The 26057-nt window shown below is 65.4% G+C and carries 21 protein-coding genes; 6 read left to right on the forward strand and 15 right to left on the reverse strand.

The window, feature by feature from the left end; genetic code table 11:
- Positions 1 to 187 precede the first annotated feature (187 nt).
- On the forward strand, positions 188 to 1501 hold the full coding sequence (locus ACP3TD_RS06515) for a DUF6350 family protein (protein ID WP_426766248.1): 1314 nt from the start codon (positions 188 to 190) through the stop codon (positions 1499 to 1501).
- A 49-nt stretch (positions 1502 to 1550) separates the two neighbouring features.
- Here the strand turns inward: ACP3TD_RS06515 and ACP3TD_RS06520 are convergent, their stop codons facing one another.
- Positions 1551 to 1982 (reverse strand): hypothetical protein, encoded by a 432-nt coding sequence (locus tag ACP3TD_RS06520; RefSeq protein WP_426766250.1) that lies wholly within the window; start codon positions 1980 to 1982, stop codon positions 1551 to 1553.
- Between the two features lie 39 nt (positions 1983 to 2021).
- On the opposite strand from ACP3TD_RS06520, the gene purN reads away from it, so the two are divergent.
- Both purN and ACP3TD_RS06530 read left to right on the forward strand, forming a co-directional pair.
- The gene (gene purN / locus ACP3TD_RS06525) at positions 2022 to 2588 is read left to right on the forward strand and encodes a phosphoribosylglycinamide formyltransferase (protein WP_426766252.1); all 567 of its coding nucleotides are present in this window, start codon (positions 2022 to 2024) and stop codon (positions 2586 to 2588) included.
- 590 nt (positions 2589 to 3178) lie between these two features.
- Positions 3179 to 3739 carry an endonuclease domain-containing protein gene (locus ACP3TD_RS06530; RefSeq protein WP_426766254.1) on the forward strand — a complete coding sequence of 187 codons (561 nt, stop codon included), beginning with the start codon at positions 3179 to 3181 and terminating at the stop codon, positions 3737 to 3739.
- Between the two features lie 27 nt (positions 3740 to 3766).
- On the opposite strand, the gene ACP3TD_RS06535 is transcribed toward ACP3TD_RS06530, so the two are convergent.
- Positions 3767 to 5119, reverse strand: coding sequence for an MFS transporter (locus ACP3TD_RS06535; RefSeq protein ID WP_426766255.1), 1353 nt, complete (start codon positions 5117 to 5119; stop codon positions 3767 to 3769).
- Positions 5120 to 5260: 141 nt separating this feature from the next.
- On the opposite strand from ACP3TD_RS06535, the gene purH reads away from it, so the two are divergent.
- Positions 5261 to 6946, forward strand: coding sequence for a bifunctional phosphoribosylaminoimidazolecarboxamide formyltransferase/IMP cyclohydrolase (gene purH / locus ACP3TD_RS06540; RefSeq protein ID WP_426766257.1), 1686 nt, complete (start codon positions 5261 to 5263; stop codon positions 6944 to 6946).
- A gap of 69 nt (positions 6947 to 7015) precedes the next feature.
- Here the strand turns inward: purH and ACP3TD_RS06545 are convergent, their stop codons facing one another.
- Positions 7016 to 7189, reverse strand: a complete 174-nt coding sequence (locus ACP3TD_RS06545) for a hypothetical protein (RefSeq protein WP_426766258.1) — start codon at positions 7187 to 7189, stop codon at positions 7016 to 7018.
- A complete protein-coding gene (locus ACP3TD_RS06550) occupies positions 7173 to 8138 on the reverse strand; it encodes a trypsin-like serine peptidase (RefSeq protein ID WP_426766260.1) in 966 nt (321 codons plus the stop codon). The genes ACP3TD_RS06545 and ACP3TD_RS06550 overlap by 17 nt, the downstream gene beginning before the upstream one ends.
- Before the next feature lie 333 nt (positions 8139 to 8471).
- Here ACP3TD_RS06550 and ACP3TD_RS06555 point away from each other — a divergent pair, with 333 nt between their 5' ends.
- The gene (locus ACP3TD_RS06555) at positions 8472 to 10691 is read left to right on the forward strand and encodes an NADP-dependent isocitrate dehydrogenase (protein ID WP_426766261.1); all 2220 of its coding nucleotides are present in this window, start codon (positions 8472 to 8474) and stop codon (positions 10689 to 10691) included.
- A gap of 141 nt (positions 10692 to 10832) precedes the next feature.
- Here ACP3TD_RS06555 and ACP3TD_RS06560 read toward each other — a convergent pair whose 3' ends face one another.
- From ACP3TD_RS06560 to ACP3TD_RS06590, 7 genes are all read right to left on the reverse strand, one after another.
- The gene (locus ACP3TD_RS06560; RefSeq protein WP_426766263.1) at positions 10833 to 11315 is read right to left on the reverse strand and encodes an FIMAH domain-containing protein; all 483 of its coding nucleotides are present in this window, start codon (positions 11313 to 11315) and stop codon (positions 10833 to 10835) included.
- Positions 11312 to 12502, reverse strand: coding sequence for a serine/threonine-protein kinase (locus ACP3TD_RS06565; RefSeq protein ID WP_426766264.1), 1191 nt, complete (start codon positions 12500 to 12502; stop codon positions 11312 to 11314). The genes ACP3TD_RS06560 and ACP3TD_RS06565 overlap by 4 nt, the downstream gene beginning before the upstream one ends.
- Before the next feature lie 302 nt (positions 12503 to 12804).
- Positions 12805 to 14232 carry a hypothetical protein gene (locus ACP3TD_RS06570; RefSeq protein ID WP_426766266.1) on the reverse strand — a complete coding sequence of 476 codons (1428 nt, stop codon included), beginning with the start codon at positions 14230 to 14232 and terminating at the stop codon, positions 12805 to 12807.
- 89 nt (positions 14233 to 14321) lie between these two features.
- Positions 14322 to 15242, reverse strand: a complete 921-nt coding sequence (locus ACP3TD_RS06575) for a hypothetical protein (protein ID WP_426766268.1) — start codon at positions 15240 to 15242, stop codon at positions 14322 to 14324.
- A gap of 262 nt (positions 15243 to 15504) precedes the next feature.
- Positions 15505 to 16578 (reverse strand): Gfo/Idh/MocA family protein, encoded by a 1074-nt coding sequence (locus tag ACP3TD_RS06580; RefSeq protein WP_426766270.1) that lies wholly within the window; start codon positions 16576 to 16578, stop codon positions 15505 to 15507.
- A 102-nt stretch (positions 16579 to 16680) separates the two neighbouring features.
- Entirely contained in the window at positions 16681 to 17388 is a 708-nt protein-coding gene (locus ACP3TD_RS06585) for an ABC transporter ATP-binding protein (protein ID WP_426766271.1), read from the reverse strand.
- A gap of 2 nt (positions 17389 to 17390) precedes the next feature.
- A complete protein-coding gene (locus tag ACP3TD_RS06590; RefSeq protein WP_426766273.1) occupies positions 17391 to 18857 on the reverse strand; it encodes an ABC transporter permease in 1467 nt (488 codons plus the stop codon).
- Between the two features lie 244 nt (positions 18858 to 19101).
- Here ACP3TD_RS06590 and ACP3TD_RS06595 point away from each other — a divergent pair, with 244 nt between their 5' ends.
- Positions 19102 to 20598 carry a pectate lyase family protein gene (locus ACP3TD_RS06595; RefSeq protein ID WP_426766275.1) on the forward strand — a complete coding sequence of 499 codons (1497 nt, stop codon included), beginning with the start codon at positions 19102 to 19104 and terminating at the stop codon, positions 20596 to 20598.
- Between the two features lie 79 nt (positions 20599 to 20677).
- Here ACP3TD_RS06595 and ACP3TD_RS06600 read toward each other — a convergent pair whose 3' ends face one another.
- From ACP3TD_RS06600 to ACP3TD_RS06615, 4 genes are all read right to left on the reverse strand, one after another.
- On the reverse strand, positions 20678 to 21775 hold the full coding sequence (locus ACP3TD_RS06600) for a substrate-binding domain-containing protein (protein WP_426766277.1): 1098 nt from the start codon (positions 21773 to 21775) through the stop codon (positions 20678 to 20680).
- A 51-nt stretch (positions 21776 to 21826) separates the two neighbouring features.
- A complete protein-coding gene (gene mmsB, locus ACP3TD_RS06605; RefSeq protein ID WP_426766279.1) occupies positions 21827 to 23110 on the reverse strand; it encodes a multiple monosaccharide ABC transporter permease in 1284 nt (427 codons plus the stop codon).
- A gap of 43 nt (positions 23111 to 23153) precedes the next feature.
- Positions 23154 to 24716, reverse strand: a complete 1563-nt coding sequence (mmsA, locus tag ACP3TD_RS06610) for a multiple monosaccharide ABC transporter ATP-binding protein (RefSeq protein ID WP_426766280.1) — start codon at positions 24714 to 24716, stop codon at positions 23154 to 23156.
- Positions 24717 to 24847: 131 nt separating this feature from the next.
- The gene (locus tag ACP3TD_RS06615; RefSeq protein ID WP_056082089.1) at positions 24848 to 26038 is read right to left on the reverse strand and encodes an ROK family transcriptional regulator; all 1191 of its coding nucleotides are present in this window, start codon (positions 26036 to 26038) and stop codon (positions 24848 to 24850) included.
- Positions 26039 to 26057 lie beyond the last annotated feature (19 nt).

The following is a 26057-nucleotide window of genomic DNA, read 5'->3' on the forward strand; positions in this document are numbered from 1 at the left end:
CATAACCTGCGCCACCGGAGCCACGTAGCAGCGTCGAACGCCTCGTTGCCGGACGGCTCCGGGAGTGGGTGTGCGGAGCCTGCGAATGCCGGGAGTCCCTGCGGGGGCTCCCGGCATTTGTGTGCCCGCACTTCGGGGGCCTGTCGCTGGCGGGCAGTGCAGGCCCGGCGTGACACCATGGATCACGATGAAACTGCGCGCTGACCAGACCGGAGACCGTGGCCTTCCCATGCCCTTGTGGCTGCAGGGAGCTATTGAAACAGCGCAGGCGGCGATCATCTCGGCGCTGGCCGTGCTGGTTCCCATCATTGCCGTGTGGGCAACGGCGGGCTTCCAGGACGACGGGTTTGAGACACTGGCCCGGCTCGCCGGCCAGTCCTGGCTCCTGGTGCACGGGGTCCCGCTGGAACTGGCAGCGGCCGGATCCACCGCCGCGTCCCACACCGGTTCAGGCCTTCTGACGCTGGTGCCCCTCGGCCTGACCCTTATTCCGTTCCTGCTCGCCTGGCGGGCCGGGCGACGCCTGGCCCGGGCCTCCTACACGGACCAGCTGTGGCAGGCGCTGCTGGGGTCATGGGTGGTCTACTCGGCGTTCGGCGTGGCCACCGGTTTCGTCTGCCGCACTCCGGACGTCGGCATCAACCTCGGTTACGCCATGGTGGTTCCCCTGATTCCCTTCGCCCTGGGCATGGTCATCGGCGCCCGCCGCGAAGCCGGATCGTGGAGCCGCCTGATCGGTGTGGACGCCGTCGACTGGATCTCGCGGACCAGCCAGCATTCACGGTGGGCAGGGTCCTACCTCGCCTCGGTGGTGAAGGCCGGGTTCGTGGCGGTTGCCGCTGCCCTGGCACTGGCCGCGGTGCTGCTGGCCGTGGACCTGTTCGTCCACTGGAACCTGGTGCTGGCCGTCTATGAAGCGCTCGACGCCGGTGCCGCCGGCGGTGCGGCCCTCACCGTCGCGCAGCTCGGCTACCTTCCCAACCTGGTGGTCTTCGCCCTCGCCTGGACCTCGGGCTCCGGCTTCGCCATGGGCGTCGGTTCCCAGGTGGGCCCGCTGGGTACCGCCGTCGGGCCCCTGCCGTCCATCCCGGTACTGTCCGCCATTCCCGCCGGAGCACTGGACTACGCCTTCGTGTCCCTTATGGTGCCGGTCATCGCCGGCGTGCTGGCCGGCTGGTGGTTCCTCCGGGAAGGCGAGAACCATTTCGACGAATGGCTCTCCATCAAGGTCCACGCCCGCTGGTTCACAGCCACGGTGTCCACCCTGGTCCTGGGAGTCTTGGCAGGGGTGGCTGCGGGACTGCTGGCCATGGGGCTGGCTTGGCTGGCCCGCGGCTCGGCCGGCATCGGGCGGCTGACAGAGATCGGTCCGGACCCGTTGTGGACGGGAGTCTGGCTGGCCGCGGAGGTGGGTGCCGGCGTCGTGATCGGTTACGCTGCCGGGCCATGGCTGGAACGCGAGCGGGCCGTGTCGGAAGACGACGCTGAGCTGGTCCACTAGCTTCGAGGCCGGCGCTCCTCAGGCCAATGGCCTGTCAGCAAAGGCGCTGCTACGGCGCCTGGCGGGGGAGTGAACCCTCCAGCTGCACCTGGCAGCTCCGCTGCGCCTGATCTGTGAGCGCCCGGTTCACGCACGCCTGGTACTCCGCGGCCTGGTTGAAGAACAGGGCCGAGGCCAGCGTCAGCAGCACCATGCCGGCGGTCACCATCAGCCCGCAGATGGTGGCGATCAGGACCAGTCGGGACTCCTTCGAACGGAACCACCTGATCAACAGGACGATGCCGAGGGCCAGTGCGGCAATCGTCAGGATTCCCGTTAGCCAGAGATAACGGACGTCCAGCTGGTAGACGAAGAACGACCCCAACACGGACACGATGAACATCCGGAACAGTGTGAGGGTCTTGGCCCTGGAGGCTTTTGCAGCCTCGCTGAGAGGCGGTTTTGTCCGCTGGGGCCCGGCCGGTTCCGGTGTGGAGTTCATGTTTTCCAGCCTACGCGAGCCTGCCCATAAGCTAGACGCATGCGCATCGTAGTCCTCGTTTCCGGTACCGGCTCCAACCTCCAGGCTGTCATTGACGCAGTCAAGGCGGGGGAACTGGACGTGGACATCGCAGCCGTCGGAGCGGACCGGCCCGGCACCTACGGCGTGGAGCGCTCCGCCGCAGCCGGGATTCCCACCTTTGTGGTGGACTTTAAGGAGTACCCGGACCGGGCCCAGTGGAACGCCGCACTGACCAGGGAGGTGGCCGCGTTCCAGCCGGACGTGGTGGTGTCCTCCGGGTTCATGCGGATCGTCAGCCCGGAATTCATCGACGCTTTCGGCGGCAAGTACCTCAACACCCATCCGGCCCTGCTTCCGGCGTTCCCCGGTGCCCACGGCATCCGTGACGCGATGGCCTACGGGGTCAAAGTCACCGGCTGCACGGTGCACTGGGCCGATGCCGGTGTGGACACCGGACCCATCATCGCCCAGGAAGCAGTGGCCGTCGAGGACGCCGACACGGAAGAGACCCTGCACGAGCGCATCAAGGTGGTGGAACGCCGGCTGCTGGTGTCCACCCTGGCCAGCCTCGCCGCTGCCTCCTGACCCCTTTCCAACGACACCCCCAGCTCTCCCTCCCCACCCAACTAGGTAGCGCTAAGTGCCGTTTTCAGGCCTCATAAGGGCACTTGGCGCTACCTAGTTGGACGTGGTGTGCGGGCCTGTGGATAACTTCCACGGCGTCCTGCTGCGCATGCCACGATGGCCCGATGAAGGTGCCAACCCCATTGCCGGGTGTGCTAGCGTCCCTGCCTTTCACGCTGCAGGAAGCGGCCGACGCCGGAGTCAGCCGGAAGCGCCTGCGTCACCGCGGCTTGAGTCAGCCAAGCCGTGGCGTCCGGGTGCCTGATCCCACCGCCGCTTTATTGCTTGCGCCCCGTATCCGGCCGTTCACCCTTGTTACGGAGTTCGCCGCAGCATCCCACGCTTCGGCATTTCTCCTCTGGGAGTTTCCGGGTTTCCTCCCCGGCAGTGACGAGCCGATACTGCACATCTCGCGTCCGGACACCTCAGCCATCATGCGCCGACCGGGCGTGAAGGGGCACCGGGGGCAGTTTTTTGCTGATGAAATTGTCAACCACGCCGGACTGCTGGTCACGTCACGGCCAAGGACCTGGCTGGACTGCGCCCGCAGGATGAGCATCGAAGAGCTGACAGTGGTTGCCGATCATCTACTTCGTGTGCCGCGGCCCCGGTTTGAGGGGAGGGCCGAGCCGCACGCGACCAAGGACGATCTCGCCGACATGCTGGACCGGCACAAAGGAACTCCCGGAATCAGAAAGGCCCGGGTGGCACTTGATCGGGCACGGGTGGGGTCTGACTCCGCACCCGAAACTAGGCTTCGCCTGGCCCTGGAGGACGCAGGCCTGCCCGACCCCGTGGTGAACATGCCCCTGGAACTGCATTCCGGCGTCGTCCGCCAGCCCGACCTGGGCTATCCGGAACGGAAGGTGGCGGTCGAGTACGACGGCGAGCCCCACTCCGTTGCGGGCCAGATTGTCCGGGACATTGCCCGTGAAGAGGACTTCGTCAGCGCGGGTTGGCTGCTTGTCCGTATCTCCAGGCTGCACATGGAGCGGGATGCTCGGCCAGCGGTGGCGAAGGTCCGCGCAGCGCTCACAGCACGCGGCTGGCACCCCGGCGAGGACAACCAGGTAGCGCGAAGTGCCGTTATGGGGCGCCAAAAGGGCACTTAGCGCGACTCAGTTGGGACAGCAAGGGAGCTAGTCGAGGCGGCGCTGGCGGGTTTCGGGGGAGAAGAAGGCCATCCACAGCACTGCCAGCAGCACCAGGCCGCCGGCCAAGGCGAAGGACGTTGCCAGGCCCAGCTCAGGCCAGAAGTAGTTGGCGAAAATCAGCGGACCGAAACCCGCGCCCAGCCGCGAGAACGTGGATGCCCAGCCGAAGCCGGTACCGCGCAGCTCCGTGGGGTAGAGCTCCGACACATAGGCGTACAGCACCGGGATGGCCACCTGAACCACGAACCCGAACACCAGCAGCCAGAACACCGCCGCAGACGGGATGTCCACCACGAACGCCACGATCACCAGCGTCAGCGCGGACAGCGGGCCGGTGATCGCCAGGATCCATTTGCGGCCCACGCGCTCCACCAGGAGGGCGGCAACGATGACGCCCAGAAGCCCGACGGCGGCCATCGACGCAGTGGTGACGAATGCTTTGTATTCGGCGAACCCGGCGCCAATGAGGATCCGCGGCATCCACGTCAGGGACAGGTAGTAGACCAGGAGGATGCTGAAGAACAGGGCCCACGCGGCGGTGGTGATCTTCCAGTTGAACTGCCACACCGACCGCAGCTGGATCCAGGCGCTGCCGGCGGAGAGCCGGGGTACGTCCTTCGCATCCGGCAGGCTGTAAGCCCGGGCTTCGGCGCCCGTGGCAGCCACCAGCCCATCAATGACCATCGCAGCCTCGTCCCGCCTGCCTTTGCGGATCAGGAACAGCGGCGACTCCGGCACGCTTCGCCGGACCCAGAACACCAGCAGCGCAGGCAGGACCATGACCAGCATGGTCAGCCGCCAGTCACCGTAGAGGGCCACCAGGCCGGCGGAAACGAATCCGGCCAGGGCGGCGCCTACCGGCCACCAGCCATCCATGGCGGTGAGCACTTTGCCGCGTTGCTTGCGGGGTGTGAACTCACCCACCAGTGCATAGTCCACCGGAATGCAGCCGCCCAGGCCGAAGCCGGCCAGGAACCTGAACACACAAAACCAGATGAAGTCCGGGGCAAAGGCGCCGGCCACGGTGAAGACGGCGAACAGCAGCAGCGTGGCGGTGAACGCCTTCTTGCGGCCGATGGTGTCCGCAATGGTGCCCCAGATGAAGGCCCCCAGGGCCATGCCAATCAGGTTTGACGTGCCCACCCACGCCACCTCGCCGGGAGCCAGCGCCCAATGCTTCGACAGCAGGGGAATCAGGATGCCGTTGAGCGTCACATCCCACGCGTCAAACATGAATCCGAGGCCGCCGATCAGGAAGATCCGCCCCTGGACTTTCCATCGCCAGGGCAGTTCCTGGACCACCTGTTCGCCGCTGGGCACAGTGGTGTAAGTGTTCATTGCCGCCTCCTCCTGAAACTTTAGCCCCGCCCACCGGAGGTCACACTCCGGCGGACACTCGGGGCAACGTGCGCTACGCGATAAACTGGCCCTATCCCCACCAACCGCGGCACTGAACCGCGAGATAAGACGGAGACATTTGTGAGCTTCACGCAGCATGAGCGCGTATCCATTGACCGTGTACCCATCCGCCGGGCCCTGATCTCGGTTTACGACAAGACCGGCCTGGAGGAGCTCGCCACAGGTCTGCACGCAGCGGGTGTGAAGCTGGTCTCCACCGGTTCCACCGCGAAGAAGATCGCTGCCGCGGGCATCCCCGTGCAGGAGGTTGAGGAAGTCACCGGTTCCCCGGAAATGCTGGACGGCCGCGTCAAGACGCTGCACCCCCGCGTCCACGGCGGCATCCTGGCAGACCGCCGCGTCCCCGCCCACATGGAGACGCTCGAAAGCATGGACATCGAAGCCTTCGACCTGGTGGTGGTCAACCTCTACCCGTTCGTGGAGACCGTCAAGTCCGGTGCCGCGCAGGACGACGTCGTGGAGCAGATCGACATCGGGGGCCCCGCCATGGTGCGCTCGGCCGCGAAGAACCACGCCGCCGTCGCCATCGTGGTGGACCCGTCCTTCTACGGCCAGGTGGTGGCTGCTGCCGCCGCCGGCGGTTTCGACCTGAAGACCCGCCGCCGCCTCGCCGCCAAGGCGTTTGCGCACACCGCGTCCTACGACAATGCCGTGGCCACCTGGACCGCCAGCCAGTTCCTCGACGAAGACGGCGACGGCATCATCGACTGGCCTGCCTACGCCGGCATGTCCTTGGAACGTTCCGAGGTGCTGCGCTACGGCGAGAACCCGCACCAGCAGGCTGCCCTTTACGTGGACAAGGCCGCCCCGGTGGGCATCGCCCAGGCAGACCAGCTGCACGGCAAGGCCATGAGCTACAACAACTTCGTTGACGCCGACGCCGCCCTCCGCGCTGCCTTCGATTTCAGCGAGCCGGCCGTGGCCATCATCAAGCACGCCAACCCGTGCGGCGTTGCCGTCGGTTCGGCAGGCGCCGCGGATCCCATCGCGGACGCCCACGCCAAGGCCCACGCCTGCGATCCCGTGTCTGCGTTCGGCGGCGTCATCGCAGCCAACCGTCCGGTCACGGCGGCCATGGCCAACACCGTCAAGGACATCTTCACCGAGGTAGTCATCGCGCCCGGGTTCGAGCCCGAGGCCGTGGAGATCCTCTCCAAGAAGAAGAACATCCGGCTGCTTGCCCTGCCCGAGGGCTACGGCCGCTACCCCACCGAGTTCCGCCAGGTTTCCGGCGGCATGCTGGTCCAGGTCAGCGACAAGGTGGACGCCGACGGCGACAACCCCGCCAACTGGACGCTGGCTGCGGGCGACGCCGCCGATGAGAAGACCCTCGCGGACCTCGCCTTCGCCTGGACCGCCTGCCGTGCAGCCAAGTCCAACGCCATCCTCCTCGCGGACAACGGCGCAGCAGTCGGCATCGGCATGGGCCAGGTCAACCGCCTCGATTCCTGCAAGCTGGCCGTGGAACGCGCCAACACGCTGGGCCTCCAGGTGGAGTCCGACGTCGATGGCGCCGGCGGTGCCACGAACGCCACCGGTGCCGGCGCCCCCCGGCGTGCCCAGGGCGCCGTGGCAGCTTCGGACGCGTTCTTCCCGTTCGCTGACGGCCTGCAGATCCTGATCGACGCCGGCGTCCGCGCCGTCGTCCAGCCCGGCGGATCCGTCCGCGACGAGGAAGTCATCGCTGCGGCAAACGCCGCCGGCATCTCCATGTACTTCACCGGAGCGCGCCACTTCTTCCACTAAGCGGCTGCTTTAACGAACGACGGCGCCTGTCCCCTTCGCAGGGGGCAGGCGCCGTTTTTCATGTGCGGTTTAGTCCTCGCCGGCCGGGTGCTGCTCTTCAGGTTCTGGCCGCAACACCAGCTCCCGGGGCTTGGCCTCCGCCATCCGTTCATCGGTCCAGTACTCGAGGATTTCCTCGTGCGTCTGGGTTACCTCGATGTGGGCGACGCCGGCATCGGGCTCTTCGCTAGGATCGTGACGCAACACGGTAGGTCTTTTCAATCGAGTCACCCCAGTACGGGCCGTACATGACCTTGGATCCGCTGTAGCCGTAGCTGTTGATCGAGTTCTGCAGTCCATCCGGGCCGGAGCCGATGAACCACGGGCCGCCGGAGGAACCGCTGGTCATGTCGCATGGGATGCCCTGGGTGGTGAAAGCAGGGTTGACGGTGTCGTTTGTGGCAGGGCCCGCGCAGCTCTTCAGGGCCTCGCCGTTGTACTGCTTGTCTGCAGGGTAGCCGTAAGACGTGTAGGACAGTCCGCGGTCCTCGTTGAACGCCACTCCGGAGCCGCCCACCACGTCGGTCAGCAGGTTGCCGTCGAGGCGGTTCATCACGGCGAAGGCCGTGTCGTAGGAGATGTCCCCGGAGGCGGTCCATTCGCTGGTGGTGTAGAGGTCGCTGGCGGTCCACTTTCCATAGGGCGCCTGGCCGTTCTCGTAGGCGGGCACGAAGACGAAGTTCGTGGCCTCCTGGCCCGGGCCGCCAAAGACGCAGTGGCCGGCTGTAGAGACGGTGCTCTTGTTCCTGGACGTCACGGCGTTGCCGGAGCAGACGTAGTTGGCGCCGCCCATGGTGAAGAAAACCTTGCCAATGTGGGTCACTGAACCGGTTGTTGCTGCCTTGGCCTTGCTGGCGCCAACTTTGGTGTTCTTTCCTTTGGCCACTGTTGCGGGATTGGAACGGGGGCTCGTTGCCAGGGCTTTCCCGGCTAGGACATCACCGGGGCGGGCACCCTCCATCCGGTCCGCGGTCCAGTAGTCCGCTGCACCAGTGCTGTTAACGGCAAGGCGGGCGACGGAGGGGAGCAGGGCGTCTTCGGAGGGCGATGGGGAGGCCGGCGCGGCGGAGGCGCCGCCGGCGGTGGTCAGAGCCAGAACGGCTGCGGCGGAGAAGCTCAGGATGCCGGAAGCCAGGGACCGGGTGCGTGTCATTGTTGTCCTGTCTGAACGGAAAATGCCCCGGGGGAGAGGGCGCGGATCGACTTCAAGAATTTATCGCGTGCGTCACATATAAGTAAACAGGAGTGACTTACCCTGCAATGGAAAGGGGGCTGTGGAGACGCAGGTCAGGAGCCCGACGCGGGGCGGGGTGGGGCACCCGGGCGGACGCCGCCGTCGTACGCTTCTCCATCGCTGTAATCCTGCTCACGGCGGGGTCATCCAGCGTTCCCGGTAGGGTTCAAACCGGTGTCCTCGGGTAAGTTGTACTTGGTGAAATAGACAAAGGTTTCACAACCAAGCCGACCTTCAGGGAGACGCCCGCGCATGTCCAAGATTATCTACACCCACACCGACGAAGCGCCGATGCTGGCTACCTATTCGTTCCTGCCGATCATCGAGGCGTTCGCTTCGACTGCAGGTGTGGAGGTGGAGACCCGCGACATCTCGCTCGCCGGCCGCATCATCGCTGTGTTCGGCGATTACCTCACGCCTGAGCAGCAGACCGGTGACGCCCTTGCTGAACTGGGTGAACTGGCGAAGACGCCGGAAGCCAACATCATCAAGCTGCCTAACATCAGCGCTTCGATCCCGCAGCTGAAGGCCGCCATTGCAGAGCTGCAGGGCCAGGGCTACGCACTGCCGGACTACCCGGACAACCCCACCTCGGACGAAGAGACTGCCGTCCGCTCGCGCTACGACAAGATCAAGGGCTCGGCCGTAAACCCGGTCCTGCGCGAAGGCAACTCGGACCGCCGCGCACCGCTGTCCGTCAAGAACTACGCCCGCCAGAACCCGCACTCCATGGGTGCTTGGACCGCTGATTCCAAGACCAACGTGGCCACCATGGGCCAGGACGACTTCCGCTCCAACGAGAAGTCCGTTGTCATTGAATCGGAAGGCACCATCGCCATCCAGCTGGTCCGTGAAGACGGCTCGGTGAAGGTCCTCAAGAAGGCGTTCCCGGTCCTGGCCGGCGAGGTCATCGACGGAACCGTCATGCGCGCCGCAGCCCTGGACGAGTTCCTGAAGGCCCAGGTTGCCCGCGCCAAGGAAGAGGGCGTGCTGTTCTCCGCACACCTGAAGGCCACCATGATGAAGGTTTCGGACCCCATCATCTTCGGCCACGTGGTCAAGGCTTACTTCTCCGAACTGTTTGAAACCTACGGCAAGCAGCTCGCAGCCGCCGGCATCAGCCCCAACAACGGGCTGGCCGCCATCCTGAGCAGCCTGGAGGACCTGCCCTCGGATGTTCGCGACGGCGTCCAGAACCTCATCAAGAAGGGCCTCGAAGACGGCCCGGCACTGGCCATGGTGGACTCGGACAAGGGCATCACCACCCTGAACGTCCCCTCCGACGTCATCGTGGACGCGTCCATGCCTGCCATGATCCGCAGCTCCGGCCACATGTGGGGCCCGGACGGCAAGGAAGCCGACACCCTGGCAGTCCTGCCGGACAGCTCCTACGCCGGCATCTACCAGGTGGTCCTTGACGACTGCCGCGCCAACGGCGCCTACGACCCCACCACCATGGGCACCGTCCCCAACGTGGGCCTCATGGCACAGGCAGCCGAGGAATATGGCAGCCACGACAAGACTTTTGAGATCCAGGAAGCCGGCACCGTCCAGGTTGTGGATGGATCAGGCAAGGTCCTGCTCGAACACGAAGTTTCCGTCGGCGACATCTGGCGCGCCTGCCAGACCAAGGACGCCCCCATCCGTGACTGGGTCAAGCTTGCCGTCACCCGTGCCCGCGCCTCCCAGACGCCTGCCGTGTTCTGGCTGGACGAGGAGCGCGCCCACGATGCCAACCTCATCGCCAAGGTCAACGAGTACCTGAAGGACCACGACACCGAGGGCCTGGACCTCCAGATCCTGTCCCCGGTCAAGGCCACGGCGTTCACCCTGGACCGGATCCGCAAGGGCGAAGACACCATCTCCGTCACCGGCAACGTCCTCCGCGACTACCTCACGGACCTCTTCCCCATCCTGGAACTGGGCACCAGCGCCAAGATGCTTTCCGTGGTGCCGCTGATGAACGGCGGCGGACTCTTCGAGACCGGCGCCGGCGGCTCCGCGCCGAAGCACGTCCAGCAGCTGCTGAAGGAAAACCACCTCCGCTGGGACAGCCTGGGCGAATTCCTGGCCCTGGCTGTCAGCTTCGAGCACCTGGCCACCACCACCGGCAACGCCCGCGCCCAGGTCCTCGCCGACACGCTGGACCGCGCCACGGGCACGTTCCTGCTGGAGAACAAGTCCCCGAGCCGCCGTGCCGGCGAACTGGACAACCGCGGCAGCCACTACTTCCTTGCCCGCTACTGGGCCGAGGAACTGGCCAAGCAGACGGACGACGCCGACCTGGCCGCCGCTTTCAGCGCCGTCGCCAAGGAACTCTCCTCCCAGGAGGAAGCCATCGTTGGTGAGTTGGCTGCGGTCCAGGGCTCGCCCGTGGACGTCGGAGGCTACTACCACCCCGAGGACGCCAAGGCCTCTGCGGTCATGCGGCCGTCCGCGACCCTGAACAAGGTCATCGACAGTCTGAGCTAGCGGCAGGCTGCTGCGGCAGTTTCACGAGAGAGGCGGTGCCCCGGATCTGTTCCGGGGCACCGCCTCTTTCTTGTGCCGTTGGCTAAGTGGAGATCAGCGCCAAACGTCCCTTCCGGCGTCGAACGCTGCATCGGCGGGCCGCTATCCGCTGCCTTTACCCTTGCCCGCGTTGTCCTTCTTGCCCTTGTCCTCACCGGAGGGCTGCACCGTGGACGGCGCGGGGGCTTCCTGGGCCGGCGGGGTTTGCTGGGCCGCTTGTTCGGCCGCCTGGCGGGCTTCCTCTTCGGCCCGGGCTTTGGCCTGTTCGGTCTTGGCGATCGCGTCGGTCAGGTCGGCCCGGACTGCGGCGGCAACGGTGGTGATGCTGCGGCGGCGTTCGTCCGAGATGCCGCCCTTCGAGTGCGCGTTTTCGAGTTCGGTTTCGAGGCCCTCAAGCGCCCTGAGGGCGGTAGCGGGATCGTTCTGCGACGACGCCTGCGCTACCTCAAGCACCCGTGCCTGCAACTGCTTGGCGGCATCGCGCTGGAACCCCGTTTCGCCGGTCCCGCAGCCGGCGAGCAATCCGGCGGCCAGCATCGCCGCGGACCAGCGGACGGTCAGCGCCCCATGCTTTCCAGGGATCACGGTTCGACGCTCTTCTGCAATTCCTTCAGGTGATCGCCGAGTTCCCCGGTGACCGTGGGATACGGCACGACGTCGGCGGGAGATTGTGTGGACAGGGTCAGGATCACCGCGGCAACAGCGGCCGCCACCACTATGAGCGTAAGGACCACGCCGATCCAGAAGCGCTTGGTGCGGGCCCGCGGATGGAGGTTTCTGGCCTCAGGTTCCCGGGCTTCGGGGGAAGCTGCCGCTTCCCGCAGTTCGTCCACTGACTCTTCCGCGGTGATCGACGGCGGGTGGAACGGCATGGCCGGCAGCACCCGGGTGCTTTCGAGGGCGAGTTCGCCGGGTGTGGAAGCGGGTGAGACGAGGGCTTGGCGCAGGGCGGTCTCGATGTCCGCGGCGGACGGGCGCTCCAGGGGTTCGACGGCAGTCATCGAGCGGAGGAGCTGCGCCCACTCTGCGGGGAGGTCGTCCGGGATCTCGGGTGCCCGGTGCAGCCGGGCCACCGCGGACTCCACGGCGCCGCCGGGGTACTCGACGGTGCCCTTGATGCATTCAATCAGCACGAGGCCGAACGAATAGATGTCCGTGGCGGCGGAGAGCGGTTGGCCCAGCGCCTGTTCCGGACTGAGGTACGCGGCAGTGCCCACCATGGTTCCAGTGGTGGTCAGACGGGTGGAGTCCGCGATCCGCGCAATGCCGAAGTCGGTGAGCTTGGGGCGCAGGGGTTCGCCAGGGCGGATCTGGACCAGCAGGATGTTGGCGGGTTTGATGTCGCGGTGGATCACGCCCAGCCCATGGACGTAGGCCAGGGCGTCTGCGATTCCGGCGCCGATGACTGCCAGTTCTTCCAGCGGGACACGGCTGTGGCGGATACGGCCGCGGAGGTCCTGGCCCTCCACGAGTTCCATGGTGAGGAACGGCCGTGGCTCGTCCGGGATCCGGGTATCGATGCCGGCGTCGAAAAGCGTGACGAGTCCGGGATGGTTCAAAGTGGCCAGCAGCTGGATTTCCGCTTCCTGGCGTTTCAGTTCCTCGGTGTCCGGGGCCTGCGGGGCGAAGAGCTTAAGGGCCACGTCACGGCCAAGGTTTTCGTCCCGGGCGCTGTAGACCGAAGACATTCCCCCGCGGCCAATGACCTCATTCAACCGGTAGCGACCGCCGAGAACCTCGTTCGTGGTGGAGCTGGGCGATTCCGCCACCATGTCCCGTCCCTCCCGGTGCGATGCGGCACTGTCGTATTCAAATCATACCGGCGGAGGGGCGGCCCGGCGATTGACCTTGAGTTTCGCGGCGCACACGCCGAGGGTCCGGCGGCGGAACTCCAACATCCGCCGCCGGACCATCGGCCACAAGGACATGTGTGCTGATGACATGTTTTGCGTGCTTTTCTGTCTTCTGTGTTGTAGTCCTCCTTTCCTGCAGCCCGTGGAGTGCTGCCGCTTCAGGCGCGATTCACGGACGCTTTCCCACTTTGTTCAGGGGGAATGCAACGCAGGAACGTGTGTCAGGAAATCCTGCGCTTGCGGAGCACCAGGATCCCGGCGGCCAGGAGCAGCAGGGCCAGCGGGACGAGGGAGCCGTCCAGGCCGGTGTTGGCCAGTGCGGCCGCACCACCCTGGGCAGGAGCGCTTCGGGGTGTAATGTCGGCGGCGATGACGCCACTGACTGCTGTTGAACCGGCGGGGGCTACCGAGATGCTATTGGTTCCGGTCGTTCCTGCGCCCGCGGTGCCGGTGCCGTTGTCAGTACCGTTGCCCGTCCCTGTGCCGTTGCCATTGCCGGTGCCATTGCCGGGGTTTTCGGTACCCGGGGTTTCGGCGCCCGGGGTGCCTGTTCCGGGATCCACGGTGCCAACACCGCCAGTGTCGCCGTCGCCCGGGGTCTCCGTGCCGGGTGTACCGGTACCGGGGTTTTCAGTACCCGGGGTCTCCGTGCCGATGCCGCCGATGCCAAGGTCTACGCCCAGGTCAATCCCGAGGTCGATGCCGGCATCCACTCCGCCGGTGTTTCCCGTGTTGCCGAGGCCGAGGTCAATGACTGCGTCGATGGCAGAATCGAGTCCGCCGTTGCTGGTGGTGCCGTCCGTGGTTCCGGTGTTTCCGAGGCCGAGGTTCACGTCTGCGTCGACGACGGCAGTGAGGCCGTCGTTGGTGCCGTTGGTGCCGTTGGTTCCGGTGGCGCCGCCGAGGTCCACAACCGCATCTGCGGCGACCGCTGCATCGGTGGTGGTGCCGTCCGTGGTTCCGGTGTTGCCGAGGCCGAGGTTCACGTCTGCGTCGACGACGGCGGTGAGGCCGTCGTTGGTGCCGTTGGTTCCGGTGGCGCCGCCGAGGTCCACAACCGCATCTGCGGCGACCGCTGCATCGGTGGTGGTGCCGTCCGTGGTTCCGGTGTTGCCGAGGCCGAGGTTCACGTCTGCGTCAACGACGGCAGTGAGGCCGTCGTTGGTGCCGTTGGTTCCGGTGACGCCGCCGAGGTTCACAACCGCATCCGCGGCGACCGCTACATTGGCCTCCGGGGCCGCCGGGTCCGGTTCCGCCATGACTGAACCGGTACCCAGGCCGACGTTCACATCAGCCTGGACTGCAACGTCGGCCGCCGTTGCCTCGGGAGCAGTGCTGCTGCCCCCGAGGCCCAAGCCGACTACGGCGGCCGCAGCAAGCCCGCTGCCGGCTCCGGCGGTGTTGTCTCCGGCGTTCAGTGCGACGTCCACTACGGCGGCGACGCCCGTTGAGTCGGACGGCGTTGGGTCACCCAGCAGGCCCAACGACGTCGTATCAGCGGACGCCGCCGCCGAGATCAGGGCGGATGCGGAAAGATCCGATCCGGTGGTGTTGGTGGTGTCAGCCGCGTTCGCTGCTGTGCAGCCGAATGCCAGCAGTCCACCGGCAAAGAGGGTGCCAAGCAGCCCCCTGCGAAGGTTGGAACTCATGATGATTTCTCCTGAAGAAGTTGAAGAAGGGCGCTGATGCAGCTGCCCATATGGCCGCGCGCTGCCGCAAAGGGGCAGCCGAGACTCAACTAGTCAGGCGAAGAACCGGGGTCGAAGGACACCGGTGCGGGGGCATGTTCACCGTCTTCCCGGGCCAGGACGGCGCGGCAGAGGAAATGATCAAAGTCGTAGGCGCTCAGCCACGCGGCGGAACCGAAGGCGACGGAAGCAGGCCCACCGCTGCCAGTGCCGGTGCCCGGAACAGCAGGGGACTGCGCGGGATCGTCCGTGACCGGCTGGCCGGCGTCGCCGCCACCCGAGGGGTGCACAGCAGGCTGGATGCCCGCGGTTTCAGCAAGGAACGCCGCGCCGAAGCCCGGGAAAACGGTCAGGGACGGCGCCGCAGCGTTCACGTCGGCTGCCCGGGCCGGTTCGGCTGCGCCAAACGACCCAGCCCGCACCGCAACGGCGGCATCCTGCACGGGCTCAACGAAATTTGTCCTGGCCGCGGCGACCGGTCCGGAGGCCGGCAGTTCTTCCAGTGGCAGGGTTCCGGAGAGATCGGGAAGCGGAAGAGGGTCGGATCCGGTCACGAGGTCGGACACCGGGACCAACACCGGTTCAAGCACGGGGATGGCCTCGGCAAGCGGCGGAACTACAGCTTCAACGAGGGCCGCAGAGGTCCCGTCAGCAACCTCAACGATGGGCGTTGCAACGGCAGAAACTGTACCCGTTGGAACCACTCGGTTCACCACGGGCACGGCGGAGATCAGGTTGTCCGCCACAGCCGAAACCTGGCTGGCTACCGGCTGCAGCAGTCCCGCCGGCTGGGCGGGTGCGGACGCGGGGGCCGGCGTCGGAGCAGTAGTCGAAGGCTGCGAATCCGTTGGAACGGTTCCGGCAACCTTGCCTGTCACCGAGGAAACGGACGACGTTATGGAGCTGGTGACACCGCCCAGGAGGGACGAAGCCTCAGAAAGGGTATCGGCCGATGCCGCGGTGGAAGACATCGTCAACCAGCCAATGGCCGCGGCCCCGGCAAGCAACACGGGGCGCATGGCACGCCACGGCAAATGTGCATGAGCCACGAGTACCACCCCCAGTACCGTTGGAAAACGACGATGGCAGAATCCTAAGACTGCTTATCGTTGAAAGTCTAGGGGTCAATAAAAAGAATGTGACAGGAAATGATGCCGCCCGCTAATAAGCCCGTAAGTTTACGGCCGAAATTGTCACGTCATTGACGCCCTGATGTGGCGAAGCGCCGCGGCTTCAGCGATGTCCGTCATTCGGGTAGCTGACGCCCAGCTGGGCCCGTACGCCGTCAAAGAGGCGCATGGTATTCAGCGAGTCTTCCAGCGGCATTACCGGACTTTCCGCAATGCCCTGCTGGATGCAGCGGGTCACTTCCCGGAGCTCGTAGGTGTAGCCCTTGCCCACGACGTCGAACATTTCGGTCCGCCGCCCGTCCCACCCCGTGGCCACGGTCAGTTCGCGGGGGTTGTTGATCGACCCGGCGCTTTGCAGGAAGCCGCGGCTGCCGGCGACGGTCGCCGTGCGCGGTCCGTGTGCCAAAAGCGATGAGGTCAGTTGGACCTGGGCGCCGTGATGGTAGCCGAGCGTGAGGGCATTCTGGGCGTCCACGCCGTCGTCGTTCACATGCCCCGTGGCGCTCACGGTTTGGGGAAACCCGAGCGTTCCCAGCGCCCAAAGCAGGGGGTAGACGGTGAGGTCGAGCAGCGCCCCGCCGCCATCCTGCCGTGCCCACAGGCGGGCGGTGGGGGAGTAGGGCGCGGGGAAACCCAGATCGGCAGTGACCCAGTGGATGTCGCCCAGTTCGCCGGACGCAGCAATTTCGAAGGCACGCTGCATTCCGGGCAGGAAGCGGCTCCAGACGGCCTCCATCATGAAGAGGTTGCGGCTGCGGGCAGTGTCGATCAGTTCGGCGGCTTCCCGGGCGTTGATGGTGAAGGCCTTTTCGCACAGGACGTGCTTGCCTGCCTGAAGTGCGGCCAGGACGATCTGGTGGTGCTGCGCATGCGGGGTGGCAACGTAGACGACGTCCACCGCGTCATCGGCGAGCAGCCGCTGGTAGCCGTGCACGCCGTCGTGGTCCCCGTACGCTTTGCCAACCCCATAGGCGGCGGCGAACGCGTCCGCCGTCGCCTGCCTCCGGGAGCTGACGGCGTACAGTTCGGCATCTGCCAGCAGGGCGAGGTCCTGCGCCACGGATTTGGCGATGCCACCGGTGGCGATGATTCCCCAACGGAGGGGCGCTCCGGTTGCTGAACGGGGGTCCGTATCGGCCTGGCTGGACAACCATGGTGTGGCGATGGGGGCGGTCATTCAGTCATCCTGCCACAGGACTGAAGCAGCGTTGGAGATTGGTCCCCGTGGGTGCCGGGAGGCTGATGGGGAAGGGCGCGACGACGGCCCTCCCCATCGCTGCTAGGCCGTCACCGGGAGCGGGGCCCGGTGGTGCGCCGGTTCCTCGGTCAGCTTTCCCTGCTGCAGACGGAACCGGCGGTCGGTCTTGTTGGCCAGGGCACGGTCGTGGGTCACCACCAGGATGGTGGTGTTGTGGTCGCGGCTGAGGGCGCTGAGGAGCGAGATGATGTGGTCCCCGGTCTGCTCGTCCAGGTTGCCGGTGGGTTCATCGGCCAGGATCAGCTTCGGCTCGTTGGCCAGGGCACGGGCGATGGCGACACGCTGTTGCTCGCCGCCGGAGAGCCGGTTGGTGCGCCTGTCGTGCTTGTCCTGGACCAGCTGAACCTGCTCCAACAGATCCTTGGCACGCTGCTGACGCGCCGCCTTGCGCATTCCCGCGAACTCCATGGGCAGCATGACGTTGTCAACGGCGGAAAGGTTGGGGATCAGGTTGAACTGCTGAAACACGAAGCCGATGTCCCGCCGGCGGTATTCAGTCAGTTTGGCATCGGGCATCCCCGCCAGGCTCACGCCGTTGACCACGACGTCTCCGCTGGTGGGCTTGTCCAGCGCACCAAGAAGGGAGAGCAGGGTGCTCTTCCCGCTTCCGCTTTTTCCGACGATCGAGGCCAGGGTGCCCTGTCCGAGGACGAAGCTGACATCGTTGACCGGCTTGATGGTGCGGTCACCGGAGTTGAACGTGCGGACCAGGTGTTTGACTTCAATCATGGCTATTCTCCTCGCAGGACTTCGATGGGACGGATGCGTGCCGTGAGCAGCGCCGGGACGAGCGCGCCGATGATGGCGACGCCGAACACAGCGGCGATGCCGGCTGCGATGACTTCGGGGGAGGCGCTGGCTGTGACGGAAGTGAGCAGCTGGGAGGCGCCGCCGAACGGATTCCCGCCCTGGCCGCCGCCCGGAAAGCCTGCTCCGCCGCCGGGCATGCCGCCGGGCATGCCGCGCCCGGCGGTGGTGGCCGTCGTCGTGCCCGTGCTGTTGGTGGTGATCAGCGCGGAAGCGATGCCGCTGCTGGCAAAGGCGGCGATAACTGCGCCCGCCGCGCTGCCCAACGCCGCGAGGACGAGGGCTTCGAGGACGAACTGGAGGCCGATGGTCCGGTTGGGAGCGCCGATGGCCTTCAGGACGCCGATCTCCCGCCGGCGCTCCCGGACCAGCATGACCATGATGAGCAGGATGATCAGCCCGGCGGTGCCGAGTGCGGCGACGAAGGCGATGAAGGAGATGTTCTTGACGCTGCCGAGGGAGCTGACGGCGGTCTCCAGGTTCTGTCCCTGGGTGACGTCCGCCTTGTCCGTGCCGAGGGCTTCCTGCAGGGCGGTCTTAGTGGACTCGACGTTCTCCAGGGAATTCACCGTGACGATCATGCTGGACAGTTCATCCGGCAATCCGGCCAGGGTCTGGGCCGTGGGGAGCGAGACGTAGACGGCGTTGTTGGCGAAGGTGGTGCCGGCGTCGAACAGGCCGGCCACGGTGTAGGCCTGATCGTTGATGGTGAACGAGGAGCCGACGGTGAGGTTGTTCTTTTCTGCCAGGGTGGTGCCCAGGAGGGCGTTCGCGGACTCGGCGGTGTAGTCGCCCAACCCTGTGCCGTCGGTGATGGTGAGCGCCTTGCCTGTGGTGTCAACCTCGGCGCCAATGCCGGTGGCAGTGATGGGCAGCGACCGCATGGGCTGCGTGGTTGACCCCGTGGATCCCGTGGTTCCATTTGACTGCTGGTTGCGGTTCCCAAGTGTTCCCGCGTCCACTGCCGCAGTGAGGCTTGTGGTCAGCGTTGCCGCAGCCTGCCCGCCAGGTCCGCCCTGGCCACCCTGTCCGGCGGGGCCGCCCTGGCCGGTTTGTCCCGCTGTGGCCTGGGCGGCGGCTTCCGTGGCGTTCCGCAGACGGAGGGAGGAGGTCCCGACGACGGCGCTCACGTTGGGAACGGCGGCTGCAGCGGTTGCCTGCGCGCTGGTGAGGGGCTCGCCTCCGCCTTCGAAGCCTTGTCCGCCAGCGGGGTTGACGGTCAGGACTGTGCCCACCGAGGCGTTAAGCTCCTGGACTTTCGCTCCGACGGCCTGGTGGGCCACCAGCATGGCCAAGGCCAGTCCGATGGCGACAGCCAGGACGGCAACGACGGCTGCGGTCCTGACTTTGTTTCTGAAGGCGTTGCCTACACTCCGGGCAAGGACGCTCACTGTACTCCTAGAATTTCGGGGCAGGCCTGCAGGCCCGCTGTCAGGATCAACAATCAGCGGAATCCCTGTGCGGACAGCTGGCCGAACCTGTGTTTGCCCTGTGAAGACCCCTTGACAGTCTTGTCATGACGCGCGTAAGAATTAAGCAGTTGCTCGGAAACCGCTTTCTCAGCAACGGCTTCCCACCTTTTCATCCGCACCCCTCAAGGCATGTGGTCTCTGTGGCATGCCGGAAATTAGGCCAATGACGTCCCCTAAACGCGATAACGCACGCACTTCCACGTCCCGAAACCTTCGGCGTCCCGCCGGAATCGCAGCATCGGCCGCCGCCGTGGCACTGGCTGCGGGCCTTGCGGTGACCGCACCCGCAACCGCCGGCCCAGCACCCACCGGCGGAGGAGTGATCAAAGCCGACGATGCGGCACCTACTGGTTGGGCCGCCGTCGGACGCGGCACGAATGGAGGCGCCGGCGCGACTGCTGAAAGCCGCTACGAAGTCAGTACCCTCACGGAATTGAAGGCGGCGCTGGCAAACAACGGGCAGCCCACTGCGCCGAAGATCGTCTACGTCAAGGGGATCATCGACGGCAACCAAACGCCGGACGGACGAATCCTCGGGGAGCAGGACTATGCTCCGGGCTACGACATCAATCAATACATTTCCTGCTTTGGCCCCGGAGGCAAAGTCTGGAGCGACCAGTCGTTCGATTACTGCAAGAAGCAGCGCCAGCTGCGCCAGACCGGCAGCAACAATATGAAACGGCAGATCGAAGTGAGTCTCCCCAGCAACACCACTCTGGTTGGCCTGGGTGACGGCTCAGGATTCATTGGCGCCAACATCGTGATGCTGAGCGCCACGAACGTGGTGATGCGGAACCTCAGCGTGGAAGCGCCGGTGGACTTCTTCAGCACCTGGTCGCCGGATGACGGCAACGGCGCCTGGAACGCGCGCTTTGACGCCGTATCCTCGGTGACCTCGGACCACCTGTGGATTGACCATGTCAGCCTCTCGGATGGTCGGTTCCCGGACAGCGAAGCTCCGAAGGGCCCCAACGGCAAACCGGCCAACCGGCACGACGGCCTGCTCGACCTGAAGGACGGCACAGACTTCGTGACCATTTCCAACAGCAGGCTCTCCAACCACGACAAGACCATGCTCCTGGGTTCCGGCGACGAGCACGTTGACAAGGACGGCGGCAAGCTGCGCGTCAGCTACATCGGCAATTACTTCGAGAACCTCCAGCAGCGCGCACCCCGCGTCCGGTTTGGCCAGGTCCACGTGGTCAACAATTACTTCTCCGGCAGCACCGACGATCCGCGCTACCCGTTGGTGAGCGAGGCCCAGGGCGGCAGCAGCTACTTCCTCGGCGCCGGCTACGAGTCGCGGATCTTCTCCGAACACAATGCCTTCGAGTTCACGGGTCCCGGCGCTGACCCGTCGATCATGGTCAGCAGCTACAACGGCCACCGTTTCAGCGACACCGGGTCCTGGTACAACGGGCAGTCCACGGACCTGAACGCCATCGCAAAGGTTTCGTTTGAGCAGAACCGCGCGGAGGCACTGGCCGAGGCAGAAGCCGGCGGAGTCCCGGCTCCGGACTGGACGGACTGGGACTTCACCACGGATGTGGGCTGGGACCCCGCCGATGTCTACGGTTACAAAGCATTCAGCGCCCCGCAGGCAGTGAAGAACCATGCGCTGAAGTTCACTGGGCCCGGGGTGCTCAAGGTTAAGCAGTAGGGCAGCCGCCCGCAGCGGCAGGCGGGAACGGAAACAGCCCGGCCCCCACACGGGAGCCGGGCTGTTCCGGAAGGAAGTGCTACTTGGTGATCGGGCCGAGTACCGGATCGTCGGAGTAAGCGGTCTTCACATTGGCGGCGGTGACGATGACCGGCTCCAGCAGATAGGCCGGAACCGTTTTGACGCCATTGTTGTAGGAGTCCTTGTCGTTGATTTCCAGGTCCTTGCCGGCCTGGAGGTCCTTCACCATGGTGATGGCGTGCTCAACGAGCTTGCGGGTGTCCTTGTTGATGGTGGAGTACTGCTCGCCCGCCATGATGGACTTGACCGACTCAACCTCGGAGTCCTGGCCGGTCACCACGGGGAGCGGCTTGCCGGCTGCCTTGACGGAGGTCAGGACTGCGCGGGCCAGGGTGTCGTTGGGGGAGAGGACGCCGTCCAGGGAAGCGCTGGTGTAGCTGCCGGTCAGCAGTGTGTCAGCGCGGCGCTGGGCGTTCTCGGCCTTCCAGCCCTGGGTGACAGCCTGTTCGAAGTTCGTCTGGCCGGACAGCACCTTCAGCGTGCCGTCGTCGATCTTCGGCTTCAGGACGCTCATGGCGCCGTCGAAGAAGACCTTGGCGTTGGCATCATCAGGGGAACCGGCGAACAGCTCGACGTTGTACGGGCCATTGGGCTTCTTGGCCTTCAGTCCGTCCAGCAGGGCCTGGCCCTGCAGTTCGCCGACCTTGAAGTTGTCGTAGGCCACGTAGTAGTCCACGTTCTCGGTGTTCAGCAGCAGCCGGTCATAGGCAATGATCGTTGCGCCGGCGTCCTTGGCCTGCTTGAGCTGGGTGCCCAGCTGGGAGCCGTCGATGGCGCCCACGATGATGACCTTGGCACCCTTGGTGACCATGGCACTGATCTGGTTCTGCTGCTCGGATACGCCGCCGTTGGCGAACTGGACGTCAGCCTTGAAGCCCGCGCCGTTGAGGCCGTCATTGAACAGCTTCTCAGCGAGGACCCAGTTTTCGCTGGTCTTCTGCGGAAGTGCGACGCCGATGGAGGAGTTCTGTTCGAATCCTCCGGCGCCGCCGCTCGCTCCGCCCGAGGGGGTTTCCGAGCGGCCGCAGCCCGTCAGCGCCAGTGCTGCGATGGCAGCTACCGCTGCGGCCTTTCCTGCTTTACCAAACATTCGCATAGTTGGTTTTCTCTCTCTTTGTGATGGATTACCGCTATTCGGTTGCAAAGCTCAGGCTTCCCTGGCAATCGCTTCCTTGGTGGAGGTGGTTTCGTCGGGCTGGGTGGGGCTGCTGGGGCCGCCGCCGGACCGGCCCATGTTCCTGGTCAGCAGGCCGATGATGGACTTCTTGCCCTGGCTCTTGTTGTAGACGTCGAAGGCGACGGCGATCAGCAGCACCAGGCCCTTGATGATCTGGGTAAGGTCGGCGCCGACGCCGAGCAGCTGGAGGCCGTTGTTCAGTACAGCCATGACCAGGCCACCGATGATGGACCCCACCACGGTGCCCACGCCGCCGGTCACCGCGGCGCCGCCGATGAAGACTGCGGCGATGGCGTCCAGTTCCCAGCCCACGCCGTCGAACGGGCCCGATGCCGTGGACCGTCCCACGAAAATCATGCCGGCCAGACCGGCCAGGATGGACATGTTCATCATCACCAGGAAGTTGACCTTCTTGGATTGCACGCCGGACAGCTCGGCGGCATGGCGGTTGCCACCCACGGCGTAAACGTGCCGGCCCAGAACGGTGCGGGAGGAAATGAAGCCGTAGAGCAGCACCAGGACAGCCAGGATGAGGCCGGGGATGGGGAACGAGGTTCCGGGCCGGCCGGTGGCGAACAGGTATGTGGCGTACAGGATGGCGCCGCAGACCAGGACCAGCTTGAGGGCCGTGACCCACATTTCCGGGACCTCGGCGCCCAGGGCCTTGGCACGGGACCTGGAGCGCAGTTCTCCCCAGACCACGAACGCCGCCGCGGCGATGCCGAGGAGCAGGGTGAGGTTGTTGAACCCGGTGTTGGGCCCGACTTCCGGCAGGTAGCCGGAACCGAGGTACTGGAAGTCGCTGGGGACCGGGATGGTGTTGGACTTGCCGACGAACTGGTTGAAGCCGCGGAACAGGAGCATGCCGGCCAGTGTGACGATGAAGGCAGGGATCCCCACATAGGCGGTCCACCATCCTTGCCAGGCACCGATGGCGGCGCCTAGTACGAGGCCGAGCAGCACGCCCGCCCACCAGGGGATGCCCCAGTCGCGGATGGCCAGGGCAACGGTGACACCCACGAACGCCGCAACCGAACCGACGGAAAGGTCGATGTGGCCGGCGATGATCACCAGCACCATGCCGATGGCGAGGATCAGGATGTAGGAGTTGCCGTTGAAGAGGTTGATGACGTTACCGGGCGTCAGGGTCCGGCCTTCGGTGAAGATCTGGAAGAAGACGATCAAGGCCACCAGGGCAAAGATCATGCCGAATTGGCGGGTGTTGCCGCCAAACAGCTTTTTGAGGGCGTTCATGGTCAGTCCTTGGGTCCGGAAGTTTCTGGGATGATCCAGGGGATCAGGCGGCTTTGCGGTTGGGGTTCGAGGTCATCAGTTTCATCAGGTTTTCCTGGCTGGCCTCGTCTTTGTCCAGGACACCGGTGACGGTGCCTTCGAAGATGGTGTAGATGCGGTCGGACAGGCCCAGGAGTTCGGGGAGCTCGGAGGAAATGACAATCACTCCCTTGCCCTGGTTCGCCAGTTGCTGGATGATGCCGTAGATCTCGTACTTGGCCCCGACGTCGATCCCGCGGGTGGGTTCATCCAGGATCAGCAGGTCGGGGTCCGTGAACATCCATTTGGCCAGGACCACCTTCTGCTGGTTGCCGCCGGAGAGCTTGGCCACGCCTTCTTCCACCGACGGGGTCTTGGTGCGGAGGGACTTGCGGTACTGCTCAGCGACGGTGAACTCCTGGTTCGCGTCCACCACGGAATGGCGGCTGATTTTGCGAAGGTTGGCGGCCACCGTTGTGGTCTTGATGTCATCCAGCAGGTTCAGGCCCAGGGATTTGCGGTCCTCCGTCACGTAGCCCAGCCCGGCATCAATGGCCTGGCGCACGGACTTGAGCGTGACTTCCTTGCCGTCCTTATATACGTGCCCGTCGATGAACCGCCCGTAGGACCGGCCGAAGACTGACCTGGCCAGTTCGGTCCGTCCCGCGCCCATCAGCCCGGCGAACCCGACGATCTCGCCCCGTCGGACGAAGAAACTGGAGTTCTTGCACACCAGCCTGTCCTGCACGTTGGGGTGGCCCACCGTCCAGTTCTTCACCTCGAAGAAGACCTCGCCGATCTTGGGTGTGTGGTCCGGGAACCTGGACTCCAGGGTGCGGCCCACCATGCCCTTGATGATCCGGTCCTCGTCCACGCCGTCCGCTTTCACGTTCAGCGTCTCGATGGACTTGCCGTCGCGGATGATGGTGATCGAATCGGCGATCTGCTCAATCTCGTTGAGCTTGTGGGAAATGATGATGGAGGTGATGCCTTTGGCCTTCAGGCCCTTCATCAGGTCCAGCAGGTGCTGGGAATCGGACTCGTTCAGGGCCGCCGTGGGTTCGTCCAGGATGAGGATCTTCACGGACTTGTTCAGCGCCTTGGCGATTTCGACGAGCTGCTGCTTGCCGACCCCGATCTCCTTGATGGGCGTGTCCGGATCCTCGCGCAGGCCTACGCGGGCCAGCAGATCCAGGGACCGGAGCCGGGCTTCGGCCCAGTTGATAACTCCGCGCTTGGTGGGTTCGTTGCCCAGGAAGATGTTTTCCATGATGGACAGCTCGGGAATCAGCGCCAGTTCCTGGTGGATGATCACGATGCCGGCATGCTCGCTGGCACGGATGTCCTTGAACTGCTGGACCTGCCCCTGGTAGACGATGTCGCCGTCGTAGCTGCCGTAGGGGTAGACGCCCGAGAGGACTTTCATCAGGGTGGATTTGCCGGCCCCGTTTTCGCCGCAGATGGCGTGGATTTCCCCTGCCTTTACCCGCAGGTTCACGTTGGCCAAGGCTTTAACGCCGGGGAATTCTTTGGTAATGGACCGCATCTCAAGGATGATCGGCTCCGCTTGTGTGGTCTGGGACGTCATCTGCCCTAACCCTCCAATGCAATGACTTCTTTGTCCGGCCGGCAAAGCGCAGGGCCGTCTGATCCAAAAGTAAACTGGATCACAGCTATTGTCGTCAAGTCTTGAACGCAATTGCCGGATAACGAAACGGTCTACATTTTGCGGATGCCCGCATGTTGGAAGACCAGGGCCGCCGCGCCGAGGGCCTCCGCACGGTCGCCAAGGGACGACATGGTGAGGGTGGTGGTTTCGCCAATGACGGGCACGGCGTGCCGCACGAGGCCCCGCCTGATGGGGTCCAACAGCAGGTCTCCCAAGCCCGCCAGGGGCCCGCCCACCACAATGACTTCAGGGTTGATCAGGTTGGCCACGTTGCCCAGGGCGCGGCCCACGGAAAGGCCGGCGTCATCAACCACGCGAAGGGTGGCGGGGTCTCGGTTGAGCGCCTTCCGGACGATGTCCGCCGGGTTCAGCGGGCGGTCCTCGCCCCGGCTCAGGAGTTCGATCATGGTGGTGGTGGACGCTATGGTTTCCAGGCAACCCCGGTTGCCGCAGCGGCACACCAGGCCTTGTTCGTGGATGGTGGCGTGGCCAATTTCCCCGGTGATGCCGACGTTCCCGTAGTAGGGCGCGCCGTTGAGGATGAGGCCTGCGCCGATGCCGGATCCGATCTTCAGGAACATGAGGTTGCTGACGCCGGTGTGCTGGCCCCAGGTGACCTCGGACCATGCCCCAAGGTTGGCATCGTTATCAATGAAGACGGGGATTTTGAGCGTGTCTTCCAGGTGCTGGAGGATATTGATTCCCACCCATTCCGGCAGGATGGCGCCCTGCGCCACGGTGCCGGTGCGGCGGTCGATGGGGCCGGGGATCCCGACGCCGGCGCCCACCACCGAGGAGCGTTCCGTTCCGCTTTCCTCGAGAAGTTTGGCGAGCAGGGCAACCGCCGCCCGGATGCCTTCCTCGGCCTGGTGGCCCAGCGGCAGCATGACCGATTCTTCGGCGATAACGTGGTAGCTCAGGGAGGCCAGCACCACCCGCAGGTGCCGCCGGCCGAAGTCGATGCCGACGGCCACCGCACCGTTGCTGTTGAGCCGGACATTCAGGGCCCGGCGGCCGGAGCTGGTAATGGGCTCGGTGGACGCCAGTCCCGAATCCAGCATGATTTTGACGATGTTCGAGACCGTGGCAGTGGAGAGCCCGGTCTGCCTGGCGAGTTCGGCCTGGGTGGACGGACCGCCCATGAGGCTTTCGATGATCCGCTGCTGGTTAAGTTGGCGCAACGCGGATTGCGAGCCGGGGTTCTTGGGCTTGCTCTTCGTTGAGCGCGGGGTGGCGGACATGCTAAGAACATTGCCCTAT

It is taken from the genome of Pseudarthrobacter sp. 1G09 (genome assembly GCF_050038305.1).
Classification (GTDB): domain Bacteria; phylum Actinomycetota; class Actinomycetes; order Actinomycetales; family Micrococcaceae; genus Arthrobacter; species Arthrobacter equi.

What these genes read in the sequence shown, in the direction of transcription:
- ACP3TD_RS06555 (WP_426766261.1), top strand. Translation starts at nt 8,472, where the DNA reads ATGTCCAAGATTATCTACACCCACACCGACGAAGCGCCGATGCTGGCT.
- ACP3TD_RS06595 (WP_426766275.1), top strand. Translation starts at nt 19,102, where the DNA reads ATGACGTCCCCTAAACGCGATAACGCACGCACTTCCACGTCCCGAAAC.
- ACP3TD_RS06530 (WP_426766254.1), top strand. Translation starts at nt 3,179, where the DNA reads ATGAGCATCGAAGAGCTGACAGTGGTTGCCGATCATCTACTTCGTGTG.
- ACP3TD_RS06600 (WP_426766277.1), bottom strand. Translation starts at nt 21,775, where the DNA reads ATGCGAATGTTTGGTAAAGCAGGAAAGGCCGCAGCGGTAGCTGCCATC.
- ACP3TD_RS06520 (WP_426766250.1), bottom strand. Translation starts at nt 1,982, where the DNA reads ATGAACTCCACACCGGAACCGGCCGGGCCCCAGCGGACAAAACCGCCT.
- ACP3TD_RS06515 (WP_426766248.1), top strand. Translation starts at nt 188, where the DNA reads ATGAAACTGCGCGCTGACCAGACCGGAGACCGTGGCCTTCCCATGCCC.
- ACP3TD_RS06570 (WP_426766266.1), bottom strand. Translation starts at nt 14,232, where the DNA reads ATGAGTTCCAACCTTCGCAGGGGGCTGCTTGGCACCCTCTTTGCCGGT.
- ACP3TD_RS06550 (WP_426766260.1), bottom strand. Translation starts at nt 8,138, where the DNA reads ATGACACGCACCCGGTCCCTGGCTTCCGGCATCCTGAGCTTCTCCGCC.
- ACP3TD_RS06535 (WP_426766255.1), bottom strand. Translation starts at nt 5,119, where the DNA reads ATGAACACTTACACCACTGTGCCCAGCGGCGAACAGGTGGTCCAGGAA.
- ACP3TD_RS06615 (WP_056082089.1), bottom strand. Translation starts at nt 26,038, where the DNA reads ATGTCCGCCACCCCGCGCTCAACGAAGAGCAAGCCCAAGAACCCCGGC.
- ACP3TD_RS06585 (WP_426766271.1), bottom strand. Translation starts at nt 17,388, where the DNA reads ATGATTGAAGTCAAACACCTGGTCCGCACGTTCAACTCCGGTGACCGC.
- purN (WP_426766252.1), top strand. Translation starts at nt 2,022, where the DNA reads ATGCGCATCGTAGTCCTCGTTTCCGGTACCGGCTCCAACCTCCAGGCT.
- ACP3TD_RS06580 (WP_426766270.1), bottom strand. Translation starts at nt 16,578, where the DNA reads ATGACCGCCCCCATCGCCACACCATGGTTGTCCAGCCAGGCCGATACG.
- mmsB (WP_426766279.1), bottom strand. Translation starts at nt 23,110, where the DNA reads ATGAACGCCCTCAAAAAGCTGTTTGGCGGCAACACCCGCCAATTCGGC.
- ACP3TD_RS06575 (WP_426766268.1), bottom strand. Translation starts at nt 15,242, where the DNA reads ATGTCTTCCACCGCGGCATCGGCCGATACCCTTTCTGAGGCTTCGTCC.
- ACP3TD_RS06565 (WP_426766264.1), bottom strand. Translation starts at nt 12,502, where the DNA reads ATGGTGGCGGAATCGCCCAGCTCCACCACGAACGAGGTTCTCGGCGGT.
- mmsA (WP_426766280.1), bottom strand. Translation starts at nt 24,716, where the DNA reads ATGACGTCCCAGACCACACAAGCGGAGCCGATCATCCTTGAGATGCGG.